Raw genomic sequence first — 21,207 nt, forward strand, 5'->3', positions numbered from 1 at the left:
CCGCCCTAGCTGACCGGCGTGCTGGCCAGCAGTTCCTGCACGACGGCGGCAGGTTCCACGCCGTCGGCCAGGGCACGGCGGGTGAGGATCAGCCGGTGCCCGAGCACCATGTCGGCCACCGCGCGCACGTCTTCGGGCAGCACGTGGTCCCGGCCGGAGATCGCGGCATGCGACTTGGCGGCGCGAACCCACTGCAGCAGCGCGCGCGGCGAGGCGCCCAGCTGCACCTGCGGGTGCTCGCGCGAGGCGCGCCCCAGATCCACCACGTAGGCGCTCAGCCGGTCGGTGACCGTGACGAGCTTGACCTGGTCGATCATCCGGACCAGCTCCTGTAGCCGCAGCACCGGAACCAGCGACTGCAGCGGCTCGTCCCGGTGGTGGCTGCTGAGCATGGCCAGCTCGTCGTCGCGCTGCGGGTAGCCCATGGAAATCCTGCCCATGAACCGGTCGCGCTGGGCCTCGGGCAGCGCGAAGGTGCCCTCGGAATCGATGGGGTTCTGGGTGGCGACCACCATGAACGGGCGCTGCAGCGGGTGGGTGATGGAATCCACCGTCACCTGCTGCTCCTCCATGCACTCGAGCAAGGCGGACTGGGTCTTGGCATTGGCGCGGTTGATCTCGTCGGCAATCACGATGTTCGCGAAGATCGGGCCCGGATGGAAGGTGAACTCATGGTTCTGCGGGGAATACACGGAGACGCCGGTGACATCGCTGGGCAGCAGGTCCGGGGTGAACTGGATCCGGTGCACCGAACCGTCCACGCTGCGCGCCAGGGATTTGGCCAGCATGGTCTTGCCGACCCCCGGCACGTCTTCCACCAGCAGATGGCCCTGGGCCAGCAGCACCACCATGGCGTTGGTGACGGCCTCGGGTTTTCCGGTGATGACGGTTTGCACCGCTTCGAACACGCGCTGGCAATTGTGCCTGAACGACGAGTCGAGCGAAGGCAACGTTGGGTTTGCGCTCATGCGCATCCTCCTGACAGGTTCAGCCTGCTCGCAAGGTCGTTGGGCGCAGTCGAATCCAGATAGCTGTTGCACATATCGTATGGGGTTCTTTTGTCCAGCAACAGACTCTAATTGCCGGAATTCGGACCCGCCGGCTGCGGCCTGCACCATCGTGGTGAGAGAATGTCTGGTGGGCCCAGCGCCCGGAAGAACAGCGGATGTGAAGGACCAGCGGTGGCAGCGAAGAACGAAACGACGAACCCCGGCGATATCTACGCCGGCATCCCCACGGCCTACCGTCCGGACGCCCAGCAGGTTGCGGCGGCAGACGGGGAGCGGGGCCGATCCGGGACCAATGAGAAGGGCGGCTCGAAGCGCAACCTGCGATACCCCGAAGCGCCGGCCCCGCTGCCGGTGGCGGTGGTGGACAACCATACGCACCTGGACTTCCTGGACGGCGAGGTCCGGGTCGAAGCCGCCGATGCGCTGGCCGCTGCGGCGGCCGTGGGGGTCAAGGGCCTGATCCAGGTCGGCTGCGACGTCGAGTCCTCCGAATACGCCGTCAGGGCGGCCAATGACTTCCCCAACGTGCTGGCCGCCGTGGCGATCCATCCCAACGATGCGGCGCGGCTGGCTGAACGCGGAGCCCTGGAGGAGGCGATTGCCCAGATCGAGCAGTTGGCCGCCGATGACCGGGTGCGCGCCATCGGGGAGACCGGACTGGACTATTTCCGCACCGGCGAAGAAGGGCATGCGGCCCAGGAGCATTCGTTCCGCGAACACCTGCGCATCGCCGTGGAGCAGGGCAAGGCGCTGCAAATCCACGACCGTGACGCACACGACGATGTGGTGCGGATCCTGAAGGATTCGCCCCTGCCCGGGCGCGTGGTCTTCCACTGCTTCTCCGGAGGCGCCGAGCTGGCGCGGATCTGCAATGAGAACGGCTGGTACATGTCGTTCGCGGGGACCGTCACCTTCAAGAACTCGCATGACCTGCGTGAGGCGTTGAGCCTTGCCAAACCCGAGTTGCTGCTGGTGGAAACCGATGCCCCGTTCCTCACCCCGCACCCGTTCCGGGGACGGCCCAATGCCAGCTACATGATCCCGTACACCGTGCGTTTCATGGCCGAAACCCGCGGCGCGGATCTGGCCGAATTCTGCGCGCAGCTGGAGGCGAATACCCGCGAAGTGTACGGGGCATTCTAGACCCGTCGAATGTGTTGATGGCCATATGACTGTTGCCTGAAATGTAACAATTCGGTTACGGTAGATGCAGATGTGTTGCACGACGGTGCCCAATTACAGGGCGGCTGGTTGAAACGCAGCCTGATCCTGGTTCCAGAGCCTGGGAAACACGGCGCAGAAACTGAATGATAGACAGGCGGCCTAGCCGCCGGGCCGGACAGCTTTTCCGGGGCACCTTCCGGAGCCCGGCCTACAAACGATGGGGATCTCACTACCGTGACTCACTTGCTCAAGAACCGCTGGGCTAAATACCTGGTCCAGGCGCTCGCCGTGGCCCTGGTGATTGCCGGCACCGTTTTCTATATCGCCGGCCAGAAATCGATCACCATCTCCGTCGACGGCGAGAGCAAGGTGGTCACCACCCGTGCCGCCACCGTGGCTTCCGTGCTTGAACAGCAGGACATCGCCCTGGGCGAGCGCGACGAGATTTCCGTGGCGACCGACGCCCCGGTGGTCGACGCGCAGAAGATCGAGATCAAGCGCAACAAGTCGGTCCAGGTCAACCTGGACGGCACCGAACGCGTGGTGCACACCACCGGCATGACCGTCGCCGATCTGGTCGAGGAACTCGATCTGGAAAAGGGCGCCGAGATCTCCATGGATGAATCGCAGAACCTGGCGGCAGTTGCCAGCGACATCAAGATCATCACCCCGAAGGCAGTCACCCTGCTGGTGGACAAGAAGAAGACTGAGGCGTCGACCACCGCGCAGACCGTCAAGGAGCTGCTCGCCGAACATGGCGTCTCCCTGGGCGACGACGACGAGGTCAACGTCAAGGTCAAGAAGGACACCGAGAAGGACGTCGAGACCAGCACCAAGATCGCCGACGGCCAGCAGATCGAGGTCATCAAGGTCAGCATCAAGACCTGGGACGAGACCCGCGACATCGCCTTCGAAACCGAGAAGGTCAAGGACAAGAATCTGGCCAAGGGCAAGACCAAGGTGGAAACCAAAGGCGAAAAGGGCGAGCGCGAGCTGACCCTGCGCCAGGAGACCCGCAACGGCAAGAAGGGCGAGGAAGAAGTCCTGAAGGCCAAGGTCACCAAGAAACCTGTTGCCGAGGTCGTCAAGGTCGGCACCAAGGAAGAAAAGAAGGAAGAGAAGAAGGATTCTTCCTCGAAGGTCACCAAGGCCCCATCCGGCAGCGTTTCCGCGAACTGGGCTGCACTGGCCAAGTGCGAGTCCGGCGGCAACTGGTCGATCAACACCGGCAACGGCTACTACGGCGGCCTGCAGTTCTCCGCTTCGTCGTGGCGTGCGGTCGGCGGCACCAAGTACGCACCGCTGCCGCACCAGGCAACTCCTGCCGAGCAGGTTGCCGCGGCAGAGAAGCTGCGTGCCAGCGGCGGCTGGGGTCACTGGCCAGCCTGCTCGTCCAAGCTGGGACTGCGCTAGGCACCGCCCCGAATAACTTCATTGAGCGCAACGCGCCGGTTCACTGGAACTGGAGCGTTGCGCTTTTCGTGCGTCCGGCTCCGGCTGAACTAGAATTGAGAACGTGATGTCTAAGGAATCTATGCCGCTGCTTGGGGCCACCGAAATCCGTCGTCTGGCCGATGAGCTGGGGATCCGGCCTACCAAGACCCTGGGCCAGAACTTCGTGATCGACGGGAACACCATCCGTCGCATCGTGGCGGCCGCCAATGTCTCCCCGGAGGAGACCGTGCTGGAGATCGGACCGGGGCTCGGTTCGCTGACCCTGGGCATCATGGACGCCGCCGCCAAGGTGGTCGCCGTGGAGATCGATCCGCCGCTGGCCAAGCGCCTGCCGCAGACCATGGCCGAGTTCCGCCCGGGCCGTGAAAACGACCTGACGGTGATCCTCTCGGACGCCATGAAGGTCACCGAACTTCCCGGCGAGCCCACCGCGCTGGTGGCGAACCTCCCGTACAACGTCGCGGTTCCCGTGGTGCTGCACCTGCTGGAGCACTTCCCCTCGATCCGCCACGGCCTGGTCATGGTGCAGGACGAAGTCGCCGACCGCATGAGCGCGGGCCCGGGCAGCAAGATCTACGGCGTGCCGTCGGTCAAGGGCGCCTGGTACGGAACCATGCGCAAGGCCGGAGTCATCGGCATGAACGTCTTCTGGCCGGCCCCCAAGATCCAATCCGGCTTGGTCGGGTTCACCCGCGACAAGGACCGCAGCGATGCGCCGGACCGCAAGCAGGTCTTCGCGATCATCGACGCCGCGTTCGCCCAGCGCCGCAAGACCCTGCGCGCGGCCCTGTCCGGCTGGGCAGGTTCCGGCGTGCGCGCCGAGCAGATCCTCACGCTGGCGGGCATCGACCCGAAGGAACGCGGCGAGAAGCTGGACATCGACGCGTACATTGCGATCGCCCGCGCCGCCGAGCAGGTTCCGGCCGAGCCGAAGCCAGAGTCCTAGACATGGCCAAACAGCGAGTCATCGCCACCGCACCGGGCAAGATCAATGTCTACTTCCGTGTCGGCCCGCCCCGCGAGGACGGCTACCACGAGGTCGCCAGCCTGTATGTCGCGGTGTCGCTGCTGGAGCAGATCGAGGCGACGCTGCGCGAGGACGGGGAACTGCAGCTGAGCCTGGAACCGGGCTCCGCGGTGGTCTCCGATCCGGAGAACTTCCCGCTGGGCGAGCACAACCTGGTGTACAAGGCAGCGCAGCTGCTGCGCCAGCACACCGGCTGCACCCTGGGCGCGAACCTGCATATCACCAAGCGGGTGCCCATCGCCGGCGGCATGGGCGGCGGTTCCGCGGATGCGGCCGCGACGCTGGTGGCCTGCAACGAGCTGTGGCAGACCGGCCTGGACCGCGAGGAACTGGGCCGCCTCGGAGCCCGGCTGGGCGCGGACGTGCCCTTCGCCCTGATGGGCGGCGCGGCCATCGGCCTGGGCGTCGGCGACAAGCTCGCCCCGCTGCTCACCCGCGCCAAGACCCAGTGGGTCCTGATTCCCGCCAGCTACGGGTTGTCCACCCCGCGCGTCTACGCCATGCTCGACCGGCTGCGCAGCGGGCAGGAAATCGCGGTGCCGCAGGAGGTGGATCCAGACGTCATCGAGGCGCTCATGCACTCGGACGCCCAGGCCCTCTCCCAGGTGCTCGTCAACGACCTGACCCAGGCATCCCTGGCGCTGGCCCCGGAGCTGGGGACAGTGCGCGACCTGGCCGAAGGCGCCGGCGCGCTGCGGGCCATGGTCTCCGGCTCCGGCCCAACCCTGGCGCTGCTGGTCCGCGATGCCGAGCATGCCGGACAGGTGCGCGCCCAGCTGGGCGACGAGGTGGGCGTGGCCACGCTGGCGGTCAGCGCCCCGGCTCCCGGTGCGAAGGTCGAACTCTCCGAGTAACCTCCGGTTTATTTTGGCCAAAGCTCTTGTCAGGCTGTTGCCCGGCTCATAGGGTGAATCCTGAACCCGCAAAGTGAAGCACGTTCATTTTGCGATGCGGCAGTGAAGGATTCTGATGATCAACGGTCACGTATCCCATTGGTGGGAGCACATCGGTCTGCCCGATCCGCGCCCTACCCTTACCGGCCACCACACCGCCGATGTGGCGATCGTGGGCGCCGGCTTCACCGGGCTGTGGACGGCCTACTACCTGGCCAAGGCGCAGCCGGGGCTGAAGATCATGGTGGTCGAGTCGCGCCATGTAGGCTACGGCGCTTCCGGCCGCAACGGCGGCTGGCTGACGAACACGGTGACCGGCGGCCGGGAACGCTACGTGAAGAGCCACGGCCGCAGCGCCGCCGAGGCGTTCCAGGAGGCCATGAACCGCACGGTCGCCGAGGTCATCGCCGTCTGCGAGGCCGAAGGCATCGAGGCGGACATCCAGCAGGGCGGCGAATTCGAGGTCGCCTGCACCCCTGCCCAGGAAATCCGCCTGCGCTCGCACGCGAGGTCCGAAGCCCAGTGGGCGCACACCGACACCAGGCTCCTCGAAGCTCCCGAAGCTTGCGCGAAAATCAACGTCGCCGGAACCCGGGCGGCGCTGTGGCACCCGCATGCAGCGCGCATCCACCCGGCGAAGTTGGTCAAGGCCCTGGCCGCGGTGGTGGAAAAGCTCGGCGTAACGATCTACGAAAACACCCACGTCACCACCATCCGACCGCGCCAGCTGGAATTCGAGGGCGGAACGCTCAACGCTGAATTCATCCTGCGTGCCACCGAGGGCTTCACCGCCGGCATCAAGGGGCACAAGCGGCTGTGGCTGCCGATGAACTCCTCGATGATCGCCACCGAGCCGCTGAGCCAGGGCCTCTGGGAGGACCTGAACTGGAGCAGGGGAGAGGTGCTGGGCGACTTCGCCCACGTCTACATGTATGCCCAGCGCACCGCCGATGACCGCATCGCCATCGGCGGACGCGGGGTGCCGTACAAATTCGGCTCGCGTACGGACACCGACGGCAAGACGCCGCAGGTGACCATCGATGGGCTGAGCGAGGTGCTGCACCGGATGTTCCCGCAGACCGCATCTGCCCGCATCGACCATGCCTGGTCCGGTGTCCTCGGGGTGCCGCGCGACTGGGCGGCCACCGTGGGCCTGGATCCGGCCACCGGCCTTGGCTGGGCCGGAGGCTACGTCGGCACCGGCGTGGCCACCACCAACCTTTCCGGGCGCACCCTGCGCGACCTGGTGCTGGGCGAAACCACCGAGCTGACCGAGCTTCCGTGGGTCAACCATCGCGTGCGCCAGTGGGAGCCGGAACCACTGCGCTGGATCGCCACCAAGGGACTGTACGCCGCGTACGGCTGGGCCGACCGCAGCGAGTTTAACGGGCGCGGCACCACCTCGCCGATTGCCCGCATGGCGGACCTGATTACCGGCAAGCCCTAGCGGGGACGCCTGTCGCGTGGATGGGTCGGAAGCGATGCCTGAGGTCAGCCGGCCTTCGGCTCGGGGCCGGCCATGTAGAGCAGCGCCCTGTCGTAGTCGCTGAGCAGGTCAATACGAGTGAGATTCTTGAACCGGACATTAACGACTTTCTCGTACCAGCGTGTGTTCGGATTGATCATGTGTATCCATGCTGATTTGCGGCGCAATTCTACAACCGTGCCAATCCACAACTTGTCCGGGGCTCGCTCTTCCTCGTAGAGCAGGATAAGCGGCGCGGTCGCAGAGGTTGTGCCGTAGATGCTCCCGGCAGAGCCCAGATCGATGTCGTCGAGGTTCAGCTGAGGTGCCGCCGGTGTCCGGGATTCAATGAACGGCATGAATTTGCGCTTGAGCTTCACCCTCTAGAGGTCTGCAATGCGCAGGATCATGTATCCGTTGAAGTACGCCCTGTCGCGCAATTTCACGAGCAGGACCCAGTCCTCGCCCAGCTTGCTGACGATTCCTTCCTCGCGTTCGTCCGGCGCAACACTGCGTGTGAGCCTCACTGGAATCTGCCCGTCGAGCGAATGGGCCAGCTTCCGCCGGATTTTTGATTTCGACTGTTCCTTGCTCACAATCCATCCGTCTTCGATGCGGCCTGTCCCATGCGCTTGATGGCTTCGACCAGGATCGGGCGGGGGAGGGCGAAGTTCATGCGCACGAACCCCTCGGACCCTTTGCCGCATTGGGCGCCCTCGACCAGTGCCACGCGGGCCTGGCTGAGGAAGAACTCGGCCGTTCGTTCGCCGTGCCCCAACGCCTTGGCATCCAGCCAGCCCAGATAGGTCCCCTCCGGCGGGAGCCAGAACACCCCGGGCAGATGCTCTTCCAGCAGCTCGGTGAGCAGATCCCGGTTGTCCCGAAGATAACCCAAGACCTGCTGGCGCCACGGTTCCCCGCTGTTGTACGCCGCGATGGTAGCCAGTTTGCCAGGCGTGGAGGCTCCATGACCGATGAAGAATCCCTTGTCCCGCCAGAGGTCCAGATCGGCCGGGTTGGAAAAGACCAGTTGCGCGCACTTGAGGCCCGGCATGTTGAATGCCTTGGTCGCCGAGGTTGCCGTGATGGCGTGCGCAGCAGTTGCCGGCGACAGCGAGGCATAGGGCACATGGGCCCCCTGGAAAACCAGCGAGGAATGGATTTCATCCGAGAAGACCCTGGCTCCCTGCTCCTGGACGACTTCCGACAGCGACTGCAGTTCCTGCCGCGTGTAGACCTTGCCGATGGGATTGTGCGGATTGCACAACAGCACCAGACCGCCGCCATTTTGCAGCGCTTCGCGGATGCCGGACAGATCCATCTGCCACCCGGAGTCGCCGCGCAGCATCGGCACCTGGATAATTCGGCGGTTCTTGAGCGCCGGATAGGTCAGGAACGGCATGTAGGCCGGGGTTGGAACCACGACCGCGGCCTGCGGTTCCAGGAAGATGTCCAGCACGGCACCAAGCCCGGCCAGCACATCGGCAATTGGCGCGATGAACTCAGGATCGGGCGTCCAGCCGAAGTTCCTGCCGTAGTAGTCGCTGGCCGCTGCCGCCAACTGCGCATCGAGCGCCGGAGGCGGGTAGCCGAAGAGTTCCGACTCGGCGTAGTCGCGCAACGCTCGGCGGATGGGGGTGGCCAACGGGTAATCCATCTCCGCCACCCACGCCCCGATGGCGTGCTCATGGGCGGTCCACTTCAGCGATCCGTTGGCGCGCAGCTGCTCTTCGGTCAGCTCATCCCACTCAGCGGTAGACACGGAAGCCCACCCTTGCCGGGCGGTGTTCTCCCAGCACCATCTCAACTTGTGCCCGCGCCTGATCCTCGATCGAGTCTGGGCGCAATGCCGCGAGGTATTCGCGGTGTTCGCTTAATGCGGCGATGGCGGCATCGATGTCCTGCTGTTCAATCTGGACGCAATGCGTTGGCGCCCCGTCGGCGAAAACAGCGATCATCTGCACTTCGGTGTGCGGTGGATCGGTGAGTTCGGGGAAGATCCAGGAGTTGGCTGCGTCGGAGACCGCATCGAGTACGGCTCGGCCCACGGCCTGGTGGTCTGCTGAGTTCCGGTAGACGCCGCCGAAGGTGCGTTCAAAGTTCAGCGTGATGACCACATCGGGGCGGTGGCGGCGGATCGCTGCAGCAAAGGCGCGGCGCAGCTCGATGCCGTATTCCAACCTGCCGTCGGGCAGGCCCAGGAATTCAAGCTCCTGAACTCCGACATGGGTTATGGCCCGCCGCTGCTCGATTTCACGCAGCGGTCCGGCCTGCGCCGGGGCCATGGTCTCGATTCCTGCTTCGCCGGCGGTCGCCAAGACATAGGCTACCTCTTTGCCCTGCCGGGTCCAGCGGCTCACCGCCAGTGCGGTCCCGTACTCGGGGTCGTCGGGGTGCGCCATGAGCACCAGCGCCCGCTGCCAGTTCTCGTCGAAGACTTCCAACTCGGGTTCGTCGATTCGCGTGGTATCCATGGGCTCGATTCTTCCCCAAAGGGCTGCGCAATACCAGCAATGGTGGATACGCTAAACGGCATGGACTTGGAACTTGATGGAAAAATTGTGCTGGTTGTCGGCGGGACCGGGCTGATCGGCTCCGCGGTGGTCCGCTGCCTGCGGGCCGAGGGAGCGATCGCCATCAGCGCCGCACGTTCTGCCAGCACGGACCTGCAGCTGGATGCAAGCGATGAGCACTCGGTGCAGGCTGGCATCCAGCAGGTGATGGACATGCATGGACGGATCGACGGCTTGGTGCATGCCGCCGCACCCAGCGCCAGGACACTGGATCCGGCCGGGAACTCCGACCCGGCCCGCGTCATGGAAGCGGTGCAGGGAAAGGCTCTGGGGTTCTTGCGCATGGCCAACGCGGTGCTGCCGCATATGCGGGCAGCCGGCTCCGGACGGATTGTCGGGGTCTCCGGCCAGAACGCACTGGTGACCGGAAATATCGCAGGTTCGGTGCGCAACGGGGCGCTGATCACCATCGCGAAGCACCTGGCCGATGAGCATGCGGGGACAGGGATCGGGATCAATACCGTAAGCCCGGGGATTGTCAGCGAGCATCCGGCGACCTCGGTAGCGCCTGGCGGTTTCGGCGATACGACTCCGACGCAGGTCGCCGAGGTGATTGCCTTCCTGCTCTCGCCGCGGGCCGCGGGGCTCAGCGGTGAATCGATGGCCATCGGGCACCGGGTGCGCGGCGTCGTATCGATGTAGCAGCAAAAGCAGTCGTTTTTGGTGTTCCATAGGCCGAACCCTCCGCAGGACAGCTGACATGAGAAATTGGGCCGTGTAGTCATAGATTTGCACTTTCCCAGAATTCAGCCACGCCCCGAGGCCGCTGGCTCGGTATTCCAAACGATCGCTCCATCCGTTTCCGAGTCTCGTTCCGGCAAATTCAACAAAGCACACCAATAGCTTTGATCAATTCACCTTCATTCATCAAGTACACAGGAGTACACTGAGTACACAGCTATTCACAGGAGAAATCTTGGTCAGTCAGCAAATAACTCAGAATCCTTTCCGTCCCACGGCAGGAGCCGAGCCACCGGAGCTCATCGGCCGAAGCGGACTATTAGACGAGTTCTCCTACGGTCTGCAGATCCGATCCGGTGCCCCAGGCTTGCTCACTATTTTCACCGGAGCCCGCGGTATCGGCAAGACCGTCATGCTCGGCGAGGCTGAAGATCTCGCGCGGGCCCAAGGATGGCTAGTGGTCTCGGAGACTGCAACGACAGGTTTCCTGGGACGAATAGGTGAAGCCATGCGTTCAGCAGCTGAAGAGCTGGGAGAAGGGCCTAAAGGCCGCCGGATTACGGGCGTCGGAGTCGCAGGCTTCTCGATCACCGCTCAGTTGCCTCCGGCCCAGCAACTGGGATGGAGGCAATTGGGCGAACAACTGCTGCAGTTGCTTGAAGAGAAGCGCACCGGGTTGGCTATCACCCTAGACGAGATTCACGGTGCCAACCGTGATGAACTTGCTCAGCTGGCAGCCTTCGTTCAGCACTTTATCCGCCAAGGATTGCCAATTGCCCTATTGTTTGCAGGCTTGCCCGCCTCCGTCTCCGATCTGCTCAATGAGGGCGTCGCAACATTCCTCCGAAGAGCAGACCGGATCGACTTGCATGCCGCGGCAATCCGCGAGGTTGAGGACTCCTACCTCGAAACGTTTGCAAGCCTGGAGCACCCAATTTCGTCGAAACTCGTTCGGAAAGCAGCCGAATCAACTGGAGGCTACCCATTCCTCATACAGCTGGTGGGGTACCACTTGTGGCAGATTGCGGAGTCCAAAGATGCCCCGCTGACGGCAGCAGACGTTGAACTGGCTTTAGCTGCCGCGCACCGGAAAAACAGTCGCGTAGTCCTAGCCTCGGCATTGGCCACGGCATCGCCCAAGGATATTGAGTTCTTACAGGCAATGTCTGAAGATGATGGGCCATCGAGCACTGCTGATATCGGCAGGCGTCTCGGAGACGCAAAAAATACCATCGGCAACTACCGAGCCCGGCTCATTGACGCCGGGCTCGTCCAACCCGCAGGCCGCGGACTGCTTGACTTCGCCATCCCTGGTCTACGTGAGTATATCTCCGGGATTTGATGCTAAAAGGATGCAGTTCATCAATCACAGCCAGCCTTTGCCCTCTAAGGAGGAGCCCGAGATTAGGTTTTAGGTCCGACCTACGATGAGTGCTTGATCCAAAAATTGCGGGCTCTAGCGGTCAAAGAAGTATCGCTGTGTCGTTAGAGGAACCTTGACCGGGCACTTGATTCAGCGTTCCATAATTTGAACCGAATTCTGGGTTATGTGGACGCGGAGGCCGGGCTGATTTTCCTTGCTTCCCATTGACTCATTGGTCAATAATTTTGTTGAGATTCCGAAGTAGTTGCTTGAAACGTTTCTCGCCGTCGCTGCTGAGGCGCACTAAGGTGTATCCGTAGCGATTCTTGCGCTCCTTGGTAACTTCGACCAGTCCACGATCCTCTAGATCACGGATGATCTTGGATAGGTCAGTGGCGGGCAGCCCGGTCGAGGCTTGCAATGCGGGGTAGTCTGCCTGTTCCACCTGGAGAAGATGGGAGAGAGTGACGAAGCGCTTGGGGGCCAAGAGATGGGGATCTAGATCTTGATAGCTCATTGCAACCCGCTACCGTCGGACTACAAGGAATAGGTAGAACACGAGCCAGGCAACAGGTGCCAGACCAGCAAAGATCCATGCCTCAGGGAAAGGTGCGGTGTCACCGCGGGTGATGCCGCGCCAGATTGGCAGTGTCAGCCACGTCGCGAAAGCAATAGTCGAGATAGTGGAAGCCTTGAGTCGTGGTTCGTTTGGGCGCGATCTTCTGTTGGTGACCCAGAAGTTTGATGCTATTAGCGCTCCGGCGGTCGGGATAACGGCCCACCATGGGTATCCCGAAAGTGCAAGCACGCCGGAGGCAAATGACAGGATAATCGTGGTTGCCGCGTTCAAGTGATCCCACAGTTCCAGTCGGCGCCTGGGGCGGGATGGTACCGAAGCTAGTAGTTCCCTTGCCTGAAGCGGAGACATCCGAAGTTCATCTGCGCTGCTGTCGTCGCGATCGCGTCCATTCATGATTCAACAATTGCATCTACCTACATATTATGCAAGTAGAGGCAGGTGCTATTTCATGCCCTGATGGGCCGCATGGAGTTCGACGTCGGGCATTCCGTAAGCGGAACCTTGACTGGGACACAAACGTCGGGGCAGAGAAAACAGAACGGTTAACAGTCAGGACTGCATCATGCCGTCATCTATTTCGAATACATAGAAGCCGTTGTTGAAAAACCAAGTAAGAGACACTCCCGGATTATTCAGTCTTCCCTGCCATCCAGGAAGACCGATAAAAGTGGTTTCCATTCCCAAGGCGTGCACGCGTGTTGTTGCTTCATCGAGAATGGTGGAATCTTTCACCTCCGGCTTGTTGTCCGTGATCTCCCACAGGTGGCATACGACTATATACATCCCAGCGGTGTTATTGACGACGTCACAGTAATCCACGAGATCGAAATAGAATCCATCATTCATGGTGACATTCTCTATGAAGATCAAGGATCTACGCGACAACGTCAACGACTCCTTCGGTTCTCATTTACGGAACCTCTACTGGGACGTTCTACGAAAGCCAAACGGACTCCTTTGGCTACTCCCTATTTCCATACGCAACACCCCCACTAGACTAGCGATAAGCATCCAGCTCAGCAGTGCAGATGACCGGCAACGCAGCGCACCCAGCCAACAGAGCCCAAATCCACAGCAATAACACCGGCCCTGCGAAAACAGCCAAGACTCCACCAAGCAGCGCAGCGACCGGCATAACACCCAACGTGATAGTGCGCTGGGAGGAACCTACAGAAGCCAGAGTCTCAGCAGGAATGGCACGAGGCAAGACCTCCGCCCCAGCAACCGAAGCTATAGCCACCAAGAAACTCCAACTCATCGACTGCGCAGCAAGCCAAATCAATTCGTGTCCAGGAAGCTGTTGGCAAGCAATAGCCATGGCGACAGCTGGCATCGACAGCAGCGCAGCAGCAGTCCGCAAAATCCGGAGCCCGAATTTCGCCGACAATCGCGGAGCGACCGCTGCGCCAAGTATCGCCCCGACGGCCGAGACAATTCCCAAAGCAGCGAAAAACGCCGGAGCGATACCCAGATCCCGTAGCAGGAAGACAGGAAGTACCGTGTTGCCGAGCATCACCCCAGCATTGACTAGCGCGCTGGAAATCGTCAATGACCACAGCGCAGGATTCCGCCGCAGGGTACGAAACCCATCGGAAAACTTTCTGCGTTCTCGTCGATTCAGATTGGAAGAAGCTACTTTCGGCGGAATCCCGCGTTGCAGCAAGAAGGAGACAGCATAGGAGCTGATCGTTAGCCACAACAAACCTGGCAGGCCCAAGAGCCCGAGCATAGCGCTTCCGATAGCGGACGCTGTTGTACCAGCGCTCTGATCAGTAATCGTCAAACGTGAGTACGCGAGCTTCAGCCCTTCTTTGGGAACAATCCCTTGAATGACAGGACCCTGGGCCGTGGTGAAAACGACATCGGCCATTCCGATGACTACTGCAACCCCAAGGACAACTGGCCCCGAAAGCCAGCCAGCGAAAAAGGTGGCAGCAAGTATCACTAGGGCCAAAAAGCGGGCGAGACTTGCGGCACCCATGGCCCTGCGCCGGTCCCGAAGACGGTCGATGAGCATGCCGATCGGCATCCCCAGCAGCAGGAACGCACCCAAGCCGATTGAGTTGATGACACCGACAAATCCGGTACCGTATCCCAAGACGGTGACTGCGAGCAAGGGCATGAGCGTGCGCGCCATCGCGTCTCCGAACCCTTCGGCAGCAGTAGTGGCCAAGATGAATCGGAAAGACCTGGGGAGTTTTTCCGGCGTGAGTGTGCTCAGCGCTGGTGTTTCACTCGAAGTCATGATGCAACTCAACATTCTGTAAGGTAGTACCTGACAGAATGTCAGGTACTACCTTACAGGTCAAGTGCCCCCGTAGACTGGGCACCATGGGACAGAGCGCTAAAGGTGTCAGAGAAATTGCTTCAGCAGATCAGCCATTCATGTGTTCATTCTGTCTTCGACCTCGTGAGGAATCCGGCGTGCTAGTGGGCGCTCCCGCGGTGGGTATCTGCCGTAAGTGCACAGAAGCTGCGGTGGTCCTTTTCCAGAACTCCGCTCCTGAAGCAGAGCCGATGCAGCGAGCTCCATGGGACGCTTTGGATAACGAAGAGCTCCTACGCCAACTGCCCAAGGTCGCGAAAGCCCGAGATGACGTTGAAAATCACCTTAGAATTTGGGTCGGAGCAGCGCGGAGCCGGAAAATCAGCTGGGCCAGCATCGGAGAATCCCTAGGAATGTCCCGCCAGTCAGCCTGGGAGCGCTTCCATCAGTCTGTTGTGACTGAAGATAAATCTGCTTGACGCTAACCGTCCGCGAGCGGACTTTGTGCGGGTCGCTTGATCAGGTCTACTTATCTGCGGATAAAAAGCTAACGTCATGCGTGCTCCACCATTGTGTTCCGGATCCTAGATCTGGTTGGCTGAGAAGAGCGCAATGCAGATAAGTACGAGAAACCAAGGTAGCAAAATGTTTATTTGGTACCAATCGAGTGTTCCTAATCATCGTGGAATATACCCTGGAATTTTCGGTCTTGCCAATACGCTGGCCAATAATGGAAAACTGAGCGATACAGACTGGGCCACTTGGAGGTCAGGTAACGACTGGTACAACGCGGCGTACCCCGATCCGTGCAAAACGAATCCCGCTGTTTACGATTCTCAAGTGAACCCGCACGCGGCAGCTTGGTTCAAGGACACTGCTACGCATTTGCTAGAACGCATCGAACCGTATCTGGAACTGCTCAAACGGCACGACGTACAGGTTGTGAAACTCATCAGCGCTGATCCAGGGCAAATCATCTACGAGGATACGGTGCAGATCGTCGTTGTTCCGCACGAAGTCAAGATCTGATAGGCCTTCTAAGGTTGAGTCACACCGCCCATTAGGGGAACGTTGCGCGGACGTGCACGATAGTTGACATCACATTCTGGTCAATCAGTGCTCTCGTTGACATGTAAAGATAAATCCATGACTTTGGAAACCTTTATCTTGTCAGAAAATAAGTACTGCCTACGCAGGGCTGTTGAAGAAGACCTCGACGCACTTGTTGAGCTCTTGTCCAACGATCCTATTCGTCAAGCCGAGAATCCAGCGGCATCTGAGCATCGTGCTCAATACTTGAATGCCTTCCGGGCGATTGATGCAGACCCCGCGCAGTTGCTTGTGGTTGTGCTCAACGAAGCGGATGTCGTCGTGGCCACCATGCAGTTGACCGTCATTCCGGGTCTCGCGCGATTTGGCGCGACTCGACTAACAGTGGAGGCCGTCCGGGTAGACGAACGGTTGCGTGGTAACGGACTCGGCTCAGAGATGATGAAATGGGCCGTCGCAGAGGGCCATCGGCGCAATGTTGCTTTGGTCCAACTGACTAGCGACAAAGCCAGGGAAGATGCACATCGTTTCTATGAACGTCTCGGCTTTACCGCATCTCACGTAGGGTTCAAATTGGCGCTCTAATCGGCACACAAAGATGATTTTTGGGCATTAGTCAATCGACTGATGCCCCGAATACGCGTTCTTGATCGAGGCTGTCGCAATGTCCCGTAAGGCGGTCCTCATGCGGGACATAAGTCTTGTTGGCTTGGCATATTTTCGAAACTCCGGGTTTCCAACGATTTCAGATTCCCGTATACCCCGCCCGCAAAAATGCCCGGTGAAGGTGCCTTATACGGACACCGAAGTTGGTGAGTTTGGAATGCGATCCAGTACAAATATGTCGTAGCTTATTTGCTGGACGAGCATTGGCCATAGACTATTTCACTCGGCTGATTTCGACCGATTCTGCTTCAAGCGCGAAGTCAGTTTGATCGGATTTCTTGCCATTGGCTTGAGCTGTCACAGTGTGCACTCCGGGGTAGTACTTGCGTGTCGTTATAGGCCTGAACGAATGGGTCTTGCCCAGGGTGACAGTCTCGCCTGGCCCGATTTTCCGTGTGGCAAGTTTGAATGTCTTGGCTCCGTGAGATCCATTTGCGCGCAGGAACCCGACACTGTAATCGATGGCAACGTTGGCTTCAGTGCCGCTATGGTTCGTAACCTGTGTGGTGAATGCGATCTCACCGTTCCAGGCGATGCGGTCACTGGCAAGCAATGGCGCGGAGATCGACAGATGGTCACCGGAAAAACCGAGGAGGGACAACGCTTCGGGATGGCCTTGCTTGGTCAAGGTTCGCAATCCGTGCCGAAGCACCCACGCGGTGTTTTCATCGGCGTTGCCAGCCCATGCGGTGGCCGTCTCGATGAGGGCCTCCTGATCCGCCCGGCTGAGGTCGTTGAGGTGGTTCGCGACCGATCGACGAACGTATTCCGCGGGATCCCGATAGCTGGCGTCGAGAATGGCGCGGGTCTCCCTGGGGTTGGCGACGAGCCAGGGGACGCGTTTTGCCCAAGGGAGGTACAGACGAGTCCCTTCGGTGGCCAGGCGGCGAACGTGTTCATTCTCGTGCTGCGTCCAGTCTTGCGCGTGCTGGAGTGCCCGTTCCGGCCGAGCGATTATCATCGCGCGGATCGCGAACTCACAGGTAAGCCTGTCCGTGAGCAGGGCAAGCGTTTGCATGGCCGCATCGAAGCCTTCGATGGCTCCGGAATCAATTGCCTTGGCGGTGATGAGTTCGGAAACAGGCCAGATCATCCAGCCTGTGAGCAAGGGGTCGCTGAGCGCCTCGTAGATGATCGTTCTGGTGCTGATGAAGTCGACGGCTAGGTCTTTCAGCAAGGCGTTCCGGACGATATCAACTCGGTCTCGCAGACGCATGCCTGCGATGCGTCACGCTGAATCTTTGAGATGGTCCAGCCCGTTTCCAGGAGCAACCTCGGGCAGCGAAGTACGCAATTGCGTAATCACGGTCGGGTTGATGAGTTCGTCCATGGATCCCATATGTTGTCCTCCAAGTGCGCTTGCTAAGGATGAGCTGCTTAGACTGTCAGATGGCTGGCGGACCGGAACGATCGAGGAAAACAAATTCGGGGCATTTGGTCTGCTTCCCAGGAGAGGCGGTGCCCACACGCTTTGGCGACCGACGACAGAAGCCTTCTGACGGTCGAATCGAGTGCCGGATTCAGCCAAGCCGTGAATACATGTACATGTCCTTACGCGCTCCACCAATTTCTTCCCAGCTGCGCAGTAGGCCTTCTCGCGTGTAGCCGCAGCGCTCGGCTGTCCTCCAAGAGCCTTCGTTCCAAGGCTCGACATAGAGTTCCACGCGATGAATGTCCGGCAGTCTGAGCCCCCATTGCGAGATCGCTTCCAGTGCAGCGGAGGCGATTCCTCTGTTGCGGTGCGATGGCCCAACCCAATAGCCGATGCTGGCTCGGCCATGATTGGAATTTTTCAGCCATAGTCCTATCTGGCCCAGCGCCTGATCCGAGACGGCGTCCGCGATGGCAAACGAATAGCCGGATCGTTCAACGAGCCGGTGGTGCTGCCGTTCGATGAATTCGCTGATTTCTTTCCGGGTACCGTTGCGGGGAACTGTTGTGATCAGTGGAATCAGCGGATCGGAGGAAGCATCTTTAATCAACGGTGCGTCTCCTTCGATAAACGGGCGAAGGCGATAGCCGCAAGCATCTATGACAGGCTGAATCAACGGGTCCATCTTGAAAGACTAACTGGTCGATAGGGCGACTGGTTCCGTAAATCTTGCGGTGCGCGTGGGTCGGCTCACAGGTCAAGCTTCGGGACGGCAACCAGTAGGCAGCATTTTCAACACATCATGATTGGCAGGTCGATTGCACACATGGGTTCGGAGAGCCGAATAGCCATTCAGATTCGACTGGGTCGGCATTGCCGCAGAGGAATGCTCCGAGGGATCAAGTTCTAGCTCAATGGGTCGTTTTCCAATGCCATTCGGTATGGGCCAACTGGGATTCGAACGCGACCAGCGCGCCGCAGGCATCGTAAACCGGCATCCGGATACCCCTGCCGCTCTGCGAGTACCCGTCATGAAGAGGCACGGAATCCAGGCCCAAAAATTCTCGAACACCTGCTCTGATTCTCACGCTTCAAACCTAATGCACGGCACTGCAGCTCTCAGGAATTTGCGTGACGGTCAGGGCGGGATATTCGATCCCCGCAATGCAATGAACAAGAATGACGCGAGACCGCAATTGGAAGGAAATACAACGTGTCGGATCTGTGTCTCGAAGATCGCCAACTGCTTTTACCCGGAGGTGAACCACAAGGCTACGGCAAACTACCAATCCGATTTCTTGAAGTTGGTAAGCGGGCAAGGACATGTTAAGAATCCGCCGTCTGCAAGCTTGCCGCGAAGCAAAAGCAAAGCGATGGCTACCACCGAACGGTTGTCGAACTTCAAATGGTTCTCAACTTTGCGTGTTCGGGATAGCCATCGCTGTCCGAGTTAAGCCGGGCAAGAATTGATCAAGCTGGCTTCAGGATCAGCCGACGATCTCGGAGAGTTCCAGCCAGCGTTCTTCCAGTTCGTCAACCTGGTCCTGCAATTCGCTGATTTCTGCGGTGAGCTTGCCCAGGCCTTCGTAGTCGGACTGGTCATGGCTGGCCATCTTCTCGTGGATCTTGGCGATCTTCTCCTGCAGCTGGCTGACCTTGCGCTCGTTGGCGTTCAGCTCCTTCTGCGCGGCGCGCAGCTCGGCGCCGCTCGGGCCTGCAGGCTTGGCCTGTTCGGTGCCGGAAGACTGCGACGGGTTGGACCCTGAGCCAGTGCCCTGGGCGCTGCGCAGTGTCAGGTATTCGTCCACACCGCCCGGGACGTGACGGAAGTGCCCGTCCAGGATCGCGTACTGCTGGTCGGTGACGCGCTCCAGCAGGTAGCGGTCGTGCGACACCACGATCAGCGTACCCGGCCAGGAATCCAGCAGGTCTTCCAACGCGGCCAGCATGTCGGTGTCGACGTCGTTGGTCGGCTCATCGAGGATCATCACGTTCGGCTCGTCCATCAGGATCATCAGCAGCTGCAGGCGGCGGCGCTGGCCGCCGGAGAGCTCGCGGACCTTGGTGGACAGGTGGGCCGAGGAGAACCCCAGGCGTTCAAGCAGCTGGGCCGGGGTCAGGTCCTTGCCGTCCACGTTGAACGTGGTGCGGAAGCGGCCGAGCACCTCGCGGACCAAGTCCTCGCCGATCTGGTCCAGTTCGCGGAATTGCTGGTCCAGTACGGCCAGCTTCACGGTCTTGCCGCGCTTGATCTTGCCGCTGGAGGGCTCCACGGTGCCTGCAATCAGACCCAGCAGCGTGGACTTGCCCGCGCCGTTGGCGCCCAACAGGCCGGTGCGCTCGCCGGGCCCGATGCGCCAGGTGAAAGGCTTGAGGATCTGCTTCGGGCCGAAGGACACCGAGGTGTCCAGCAGGTCGATGACGTCCTTGCCCAGTCGGCTGGTGGCCATGCGCTTGAGTTCCAGCGGGTTGCGCACCGGGGGCACGTCGGCGATGAGCTGGTTGGCGGCCTCGATGCGGAATTTCGGCTTGGCGGTTCGGGCCGGTGCGCCGCGCCGCAGCCAGGCCAGTTCCTTCTTCATCATGTTCTGGCGCTTGGATTCGGTGACGGCCGCGATGCGGTCGCGTTCCACACGCTGCAGCACGTAGGCGGCATAGCCGCCTTCGAAGGGCTCGACAATGCCGTCGTGCACTTCCCACGTGGTGGTGCACACCGCGTCGAGGAACCAGCGGTCGTGGGTGACGACCATCAGCCCGCCGGTGTTCTTGGACCAGCGCTCGTTGATGTGCTCGGCCAGCCAGGAGATGCCTTCGACGTCCAGGTGGTTGGTCGGCTCGTCGAGGATCACGACGTCCCAGTCCTGCACCAGCAGGGCTGCCAGGGCCACGCGGCGGCGCTGGCCGCCGGAGAGCGTGCCCACGGTCGCTTCCCAGTCCAGGTCTGCGACGAGGCCGGCGATGATGTCGCGGGTGCGGGCATCGCCGGCCCATTCGTGGTCGGCCATGTCGCCGACCACCGCGTAATGGATGGTTGAGTCCGAATCCAGGGTGTCGCTCTGGTCCAGGACTCCCACCCGCAGGCCGTTGCGCTGGGTCATGCGTCCCGAATTCGGCTGGATCTTGCCGGAGAGCATGCCAAGCAGCGAGGACTTGCCTTCACCGTTGCGTCCCACGAGTCCAATACGGTCGCCGTCGGAAATGCCGATGGTGACCGAGTCAAAGACAACGTGGGTTGGATATTCCAGATGCAGGGCTTCGCCCCCGAGTAAATGTGCCACGTCTCCAGTTTACTTTCCGGGGCAAATCGAAAGACCAAGCTGTGATAATCGCCTGATTATCGAAGTTGCCATCGCGGTGCGCGTGCGATAAAGCTGAGAATAAAAGTGACTCTCAATACGGTGTTTTGCGATTTCACACAGCACCGCCGGGCATGGCAGAATAATGAGCGTGCTTGGCTGGTTTACCCGCCGAGAACATTTTCCGCCCTGGTGTAATGGCAACACGCCAGCCTTTGGAGCTGTGCATTCTAGGTTCGAATCCTAGGGGCGGAACCATTTTCCAAGCGTCGCTGCTGCGGCGCTTTCTTGGTATCAAAGTTCAGTTGCCTTCGATCTGCGCGATAGACTGGCTGAGGGGTTTTTC

General features: G+C 60.7%; 21 protein-coding genes and 1 tRNA gene. 11 read left to right on the top strand and 11 right to left on the bottom strand.

What is annotated here, in order from left to right:
• Positions 1–5: 5 nt before the first annotated feature.
• A complete protein-coding gene (locus IEY43_RS04880; RefSeq protein ID WP_188947492.1) occupies positions 6–968 on the bottom strand; it encodes an AAA family ATPase in 963 nt (320 codons plus the stop codon).
• A 213-nt stretch (positions 969–1,181) separates the two neighbouring features.
• On the opposite strand from IEY43_RS04880, the gene IEY43_RS04885 reads away from it, so the two are divergent.
• From IEY43_RS04885 to IEY43_RS04905, 5 genes are all read left to right on the top strand, one after another.
• On the top strand, positions 1,182–2,153 hold the full coding sequence (locus IEY43_RS04885; RefSeq protein ID WP_229777285.1) for a TatD family hydrolase: 972 nt from the start codon (positions 1,182–1,184) through the stop codon (positions 2,151–2,153).
• Positions 2,154–2,408: 255 nt separating this feature from the next.
• The gene (locus IEY43_RS18110; RefSeq protein WP_188947494.1) at positions 2,409–3,587 is read left to right on the top strand and encodes a resuscitation-promoting factor; all 1,179 of its coding nucleotides are present in this window, start codon (positions 2,409–2,411) and stop codon (positions 3,585–3,587) included.
• Positions 3,588–3,693: 106 nt separating this feature from the next.
• Positions 3,694–4,575, top strand: coding sequence for a 16S rRNA (adenine(1518)-N(6)/adenine(1519)-N(6))-dimethyltransferase RsmA (gene rsmA / locus IEY43_RS04895; protein ID WP_188947495.1), 882 nt, complete (start codon positions 3,694–3,696; stop codon positions 4,573–4,575).
• A 2-nt stretch (positions 4,576–4,577) separates the two neighbouring features.
• A complete protein-coding gene (locus IEY43_RS04900; protein WP_188947496.1) occupies positions 4,578–5,510 on the top strand; it encodes a 4-(cytidine 5'-diphospho)-2-C-methyl-D-erythritol kinase in 933 nt (310 codons plus the stop codon).
• 115 nt (positions 5,511–5,625) lie between these two features.
• Entirely contained in the window at positions 5,626–6,996 is a 1,371-nt protein-coding gene (locus tag IEY43_RS04905; RefSeq protein ID WP_188947497.1) for an NAD(P)/FAD-dependent oxidoreductase, read from the top strand.
• A 44-nt stretch (positions 6,997–7,040) separates the two neighbouring features.
• Here IEY43_RS04905 and IEY43_RS04910 read toward each other — a convergent pair whose 3' ends face one another.
• The 4 genes from IEY43_RS04910 to IEY43_RS04925 are packed head-to-tail and all read right to left on the bottom strand — an operon-like array spanning position 7,041 to position 9,488.
• Positions 7,041–7,373, bottom strand: a complete 333-nt coding sequence (locus IEY43_RS04910; RefSeq protein ID WP_188947498.1) for a hypothetical protein — start codon at positions 7,371–7,373, stop codon at positions 7,041–7,043.
• 24 nt (positions 7,374–7,397) lie between these two features.
• On the bottom strand, positions 7,398–7,610 hold the full coding sequence (locus IEY43_RS04915) for a hypothetical protein (protein ID WP_188947499.1): 213 nt from the start codon (positions 7,608–7,610) through the stop codon (positions 7,398–7,400).
• Positions 7,607–8,776: a MalY/PatB family protein gene (locus tag IEY43_RS04920; RefSeq protein ID WP_188947500.1), complete on the bottom strand. Its 1,170-nt coding sequence runs from the start codon at positions 8,774–8,776 to the stop codon at positions 7,607–7,609. The genes IEY43_RS04915 and IEY43_RS04920 overlap by 4 nt, the downstream gene beginning before the upstream one ends.
• On the bottom strand, positions 8,763–9,488 hold the full coding sequence (locus tag IEY43_RS04925) for a PIG-L deacetylase family protein (protein ID WP_209550382.1): 726 nt from the start codon (positions 9,486–9,488) through the stop codon (positions 8,763–8,765). The genes IEY43_RS04920 and IEY43_RS04925 overlap by 14 nt, the downstream gene beginning before the upstream one ends.
• Before the next feature lie 60 nt (positions 9,489–9,548).
• On the opposite strand from IEY43_RS04925, the gene IEY43_RS04930 reads away from it, so the two are divergent.
• Both IEY43_RS04930 and IEY43_RS04935 read left to right on the top strand, forming a co-directional pair.
• Positions 9,549–10,229: an SDR family NAD(P)-dependent oxidoreductase gene (locus IEY43_RS04930; RefSeq protein WP_188947501.1), complete on the top strand. Its 681-nt coding sequence runs from the start codon at positions 9,549–9,551 to the stop codon at positions 10,227–10,229.
• A 274-nt stretch (positions 10,230–10,503) separates the two neighbouring features.
• Positions 10,504–11,610, top strand: coding sequence for a DUF8462 domain-containing protein (locus IEY43_RS04935; RefSeq protein ID WP_188947502.1), 1,107 nt, complete (start codon positions 10,504–10,506; stop codon positions 11,608–11,610).
• Between the two features lie 250 nt (positions 11,611–11,860).
• On the opposite strand, the gene IEY43_RS04940 is transcribed toward IEY43_RS04935, so the two are convergent.
• The 3 genes from IEY43_RS04940 to IEY43_RS04950 all read right to left on the bottom strand — a co-directional run bounded on the left by IEY43_RS04940 (position 11,861) and on the right by IEY43_RS04950 (position 14,456).
• Positions 11,861–12,148 (bottom strand): MarR family winged helix-turn-helix transcriptional regulator, encoded by a 288-nt coding sequence (locus IEY43_RS04940; RefSeq protein WP_188947503.1) that lies wholly within the window; start codon positions 12,146–12,148, stop codon positions 11,861–11,863.
• 612 nt (positions 12,149–12,760) lie between these two features.
• Positions 12,761–13,057 (bottom strand): hypothetical protein, encoded by a 297-nt coding sequence (locus IEY43_RS04945; RefSeq protein WP_157379031.1) that lies wholly within the window; start codon positions 13,055–13,057, stop codon positions 12,761–12,763.
• 151 nt (positions 13,058–13,208) lie between these two features.
• Positions 13,209–14,456, bottom strand: a complete 1,248-nt coding sequence (locus tag IEY43_RS04950; protein ID WP_188947504.1) for an MFS transporter — start codon at positions 14,454–14,456, stop codon at positions 13,209–13,211.
• A gap of 140 nt (positions 14,457–14,596) precedes the next feature.
• Here IEY43_RS04950 and IEY43_RS18490 point away from each other — a divergent pair, with 140 nt between their 5' ends.
• The 3 genes from IEY43_RS18490 to IEY43_RS04965 all read left to right on the top strand — a co-directional run bounded on the left by IEY43_RS18490 (position 14,597) and on the right by IEY43_RS04965 (position 16,112).
• On the top strand, positions 14,597–14,956 hold the full coding sequence (locus IEY43_RS18490) for a ClpX C4-type zinc finger protein (protein WP_374189853.1): 360 nt from the start codon (positions 14,597–14,599) through the stop codon (positions 14,954–14,956).
• A gap of 166 nt (positions 14,957–15,122) precedes the next feature.
• Positions 15,123–15,506: a hypothetical protein gene (locus IEY43_RS04960; protein ID WP_209550383.1), complete on the top strand. Its 384-nt coding sequence runs from the start codon at positions 15,123–15,125 to the stop codon at positions 15,504–15,506.
• 117 nt (positions 15,507–15,623) lie between these two features.
• The gene (locus IEY43_RS04965; RefSeq protein ID WP_188947506.1) at positions 15,624–16,112 is read left to right on the top strand and encodes a GNAT family N-acetyltransferase; all 489 of its coding nucleotides are present in this window, start codon (positions 15,624–15,626) and stop codon (positions 16,110–16,112) included.
• 295 nt (positions 16,113–16,407) lie between these two features.
• Here the strand turns inward: IEY43_RS04965 and IEY43_RS04970 are convergent, their stop codons facing one another.
• The 3 genes from IEY43_RS04970 to IEY43_RS04980 all read right to left on the bottom strand — a co-directional run bounded on the left by IEY43_RS04970 (position 16,408) and on the right by IEY43_RS04980 (position 20,843).
• Positions 16,408–17,409: a YhaZ family DNA alkylation repair protein gene (locus IEY43_RS04970; RefSeq protein ID WP_188947507.1), complete on the bottom strand. Its 1,002-nt coding sequence runs from the start codon at positions 17,407–17,409 to the stop codon at positions 16,408–16,410.
• A 304-nt stretch (positions 17,410–17,713) separates the two neighbouring features.
• A complete protein-coding gene (locus IEY43_RS04975; RefSeq protein ID WP_188947508.1) occupies positions 17,714–18,250 on the bottom strand; it encodes a GNAT family N-acetyltransferase in 537 nt (178 codons plus the stop codon).
• Between the two features lie 802 nt (positions 18,251–19,052).
• The gene (locus IEY43_RS04980) at positions 19,053–20,843 is read right to left on the bottom strand and encodes an ABC-F family ATP-binding cassette domain-containing protein (RefSeq protein WP_188947509.1); all 1,791 of its coding nucleotides are present in this window, start codon (positions 20,841–20,843) and stop codon (positions 19,053–19,055) included.
• A 201-nt stretch (positions 20,844–21,044) separates the two neighbouring features.
• Here IEY43_RS04980 and IEY43_RS04985 point away from each other — a divergent pair.
• A tRNA-Gln gene (locus tag IEY43_RS04985) sits at positions 21,045–21,119 on the top strand.
• Positions 21,120–21,207: the final 88 nt, after the last annotated feature.

This window comes from Glutamicibacter protophormiae (assembly GCF_014647495.1).
GTDB lineage: Bacteria > Actinomycetota > Actinomycetes > Actinomycetales > Micrococcaceae > Glutamicibacter > Glutamicibacter protophormiae.

What these genes read in the sequence shown, in the direction of transcription:
- IEY43_RS04930 (WP_188947501.1), top strand. Translation starts at nt 9,549, where the DNA reads ATGGACTTGGAACTTGATGGAAAAATTGTGCTGGTTGTCGGCGGGACC.
- IEY43_RS04925 (WP_209550382.1), bottom strand. Translation starts at nt 9,488, where the DNA reads ATGGATACCACGCGAATCGACGAACCCGAGTTGGAAGTCTTCGACGAG.
- IEY43_RS04975 (WP_188947508.1), bottom strand. Translation starts at nt 18,250, where the DNA reads ATGGACCCGTTGATTCAGCCTGTCATAGATGCTTGCGGCTATCGCCTT.
- IEY43_RS04905 (WP_188947497.1), top strand. Translation starts at nt 5,626, where the DNA reads ATGATCAACGGTCACGTATCCCATTGGTGGGAGCACATCGGTCTGCCC.
- IEY43_RS04960 (WP_209550383.1), top strand. Translation starts at nt 15,123, where the DNA reads ATGTTTATTTGGTACCAATCGAGTGTTCCTAATCATCGTGGAATATAC.
- IEY43_RS04880 (WP_188947492.1), bottom strand. Translation starts at nt 968, where the DNA reads ATGAGCGCAAACCCAACGTTGCCTTCGCTCGACTCGTCGTTCAGGCAC.
- IEY43_RS04945 (WP_157379031.1), bottom strand. Translation starts at nt 13,057, where the DNA reads ATGAATGATGGATTCTATTTCGATCTCGTGGATTACTGTGACGTCGTC.
- IEY43_RS04970 (WP_188947507.1), bottom strand. Translation starts at nt 17,409, where the DNA reads ATGCGTCTGCGAGACCGAGTTGATATCGTCCGGAACGCCTTGCTGAAA.
- IEY43_RS18490 (WP_374189853.1), top strand. Translation starts at nt 14,597, where the DNA reads ATGTGTTCATTCTGTCTTCGACCTCGTGAGGAATCCGGCGTGCTAGTG.
- IEY43_RS04965 (WP_188947506.1), top strand. Translation starts at nt 15,624, where the DNA reads ATGACTTTGGAAACCTTTATCTTGTCAGAAAATAAGTACTGCCTACGC.
- IEY43_RS04940 (WP_188947503.1), bottom strand. Translation starts at nt 12,148, where the DNA reads ATGAGCTATCAAGATCTAGATCCCCATCTCTTGGCCCCCAAGCGCTTC.
- IEY43_RS04950 (WP_188947504.1), bottom strand. Translation starts at nt 14,456, where the DNA reads ATGACTTCGAGTGAAACACCAGCGCTGAGCACACTCACGCCGGAAAAA.
- IEY43_RS04910 (WP_188947498.1), bottom strand. Translation starts at nt 7,373, where the DNA reads ATGCCGTTCATTGAATCCCGGACACCGGCGGCACCTCAGCTGAACCTC.
- IEY43_RS04900 (WP_188947496.1), top strand. Translation starts at nt 4,578, where the DNA reads ATGGCCAAACAGCGAGTCATCGCCACCGCACCGGGCAAGATCAATGTC.
- rsmA (WP_188947495.1), top strand. Translation starts at nt 3,694, where the DNA reads ATGTCTAAGGAATCTATGCCGCTGCTTGGGGCCACCGAAATCCGTCGT.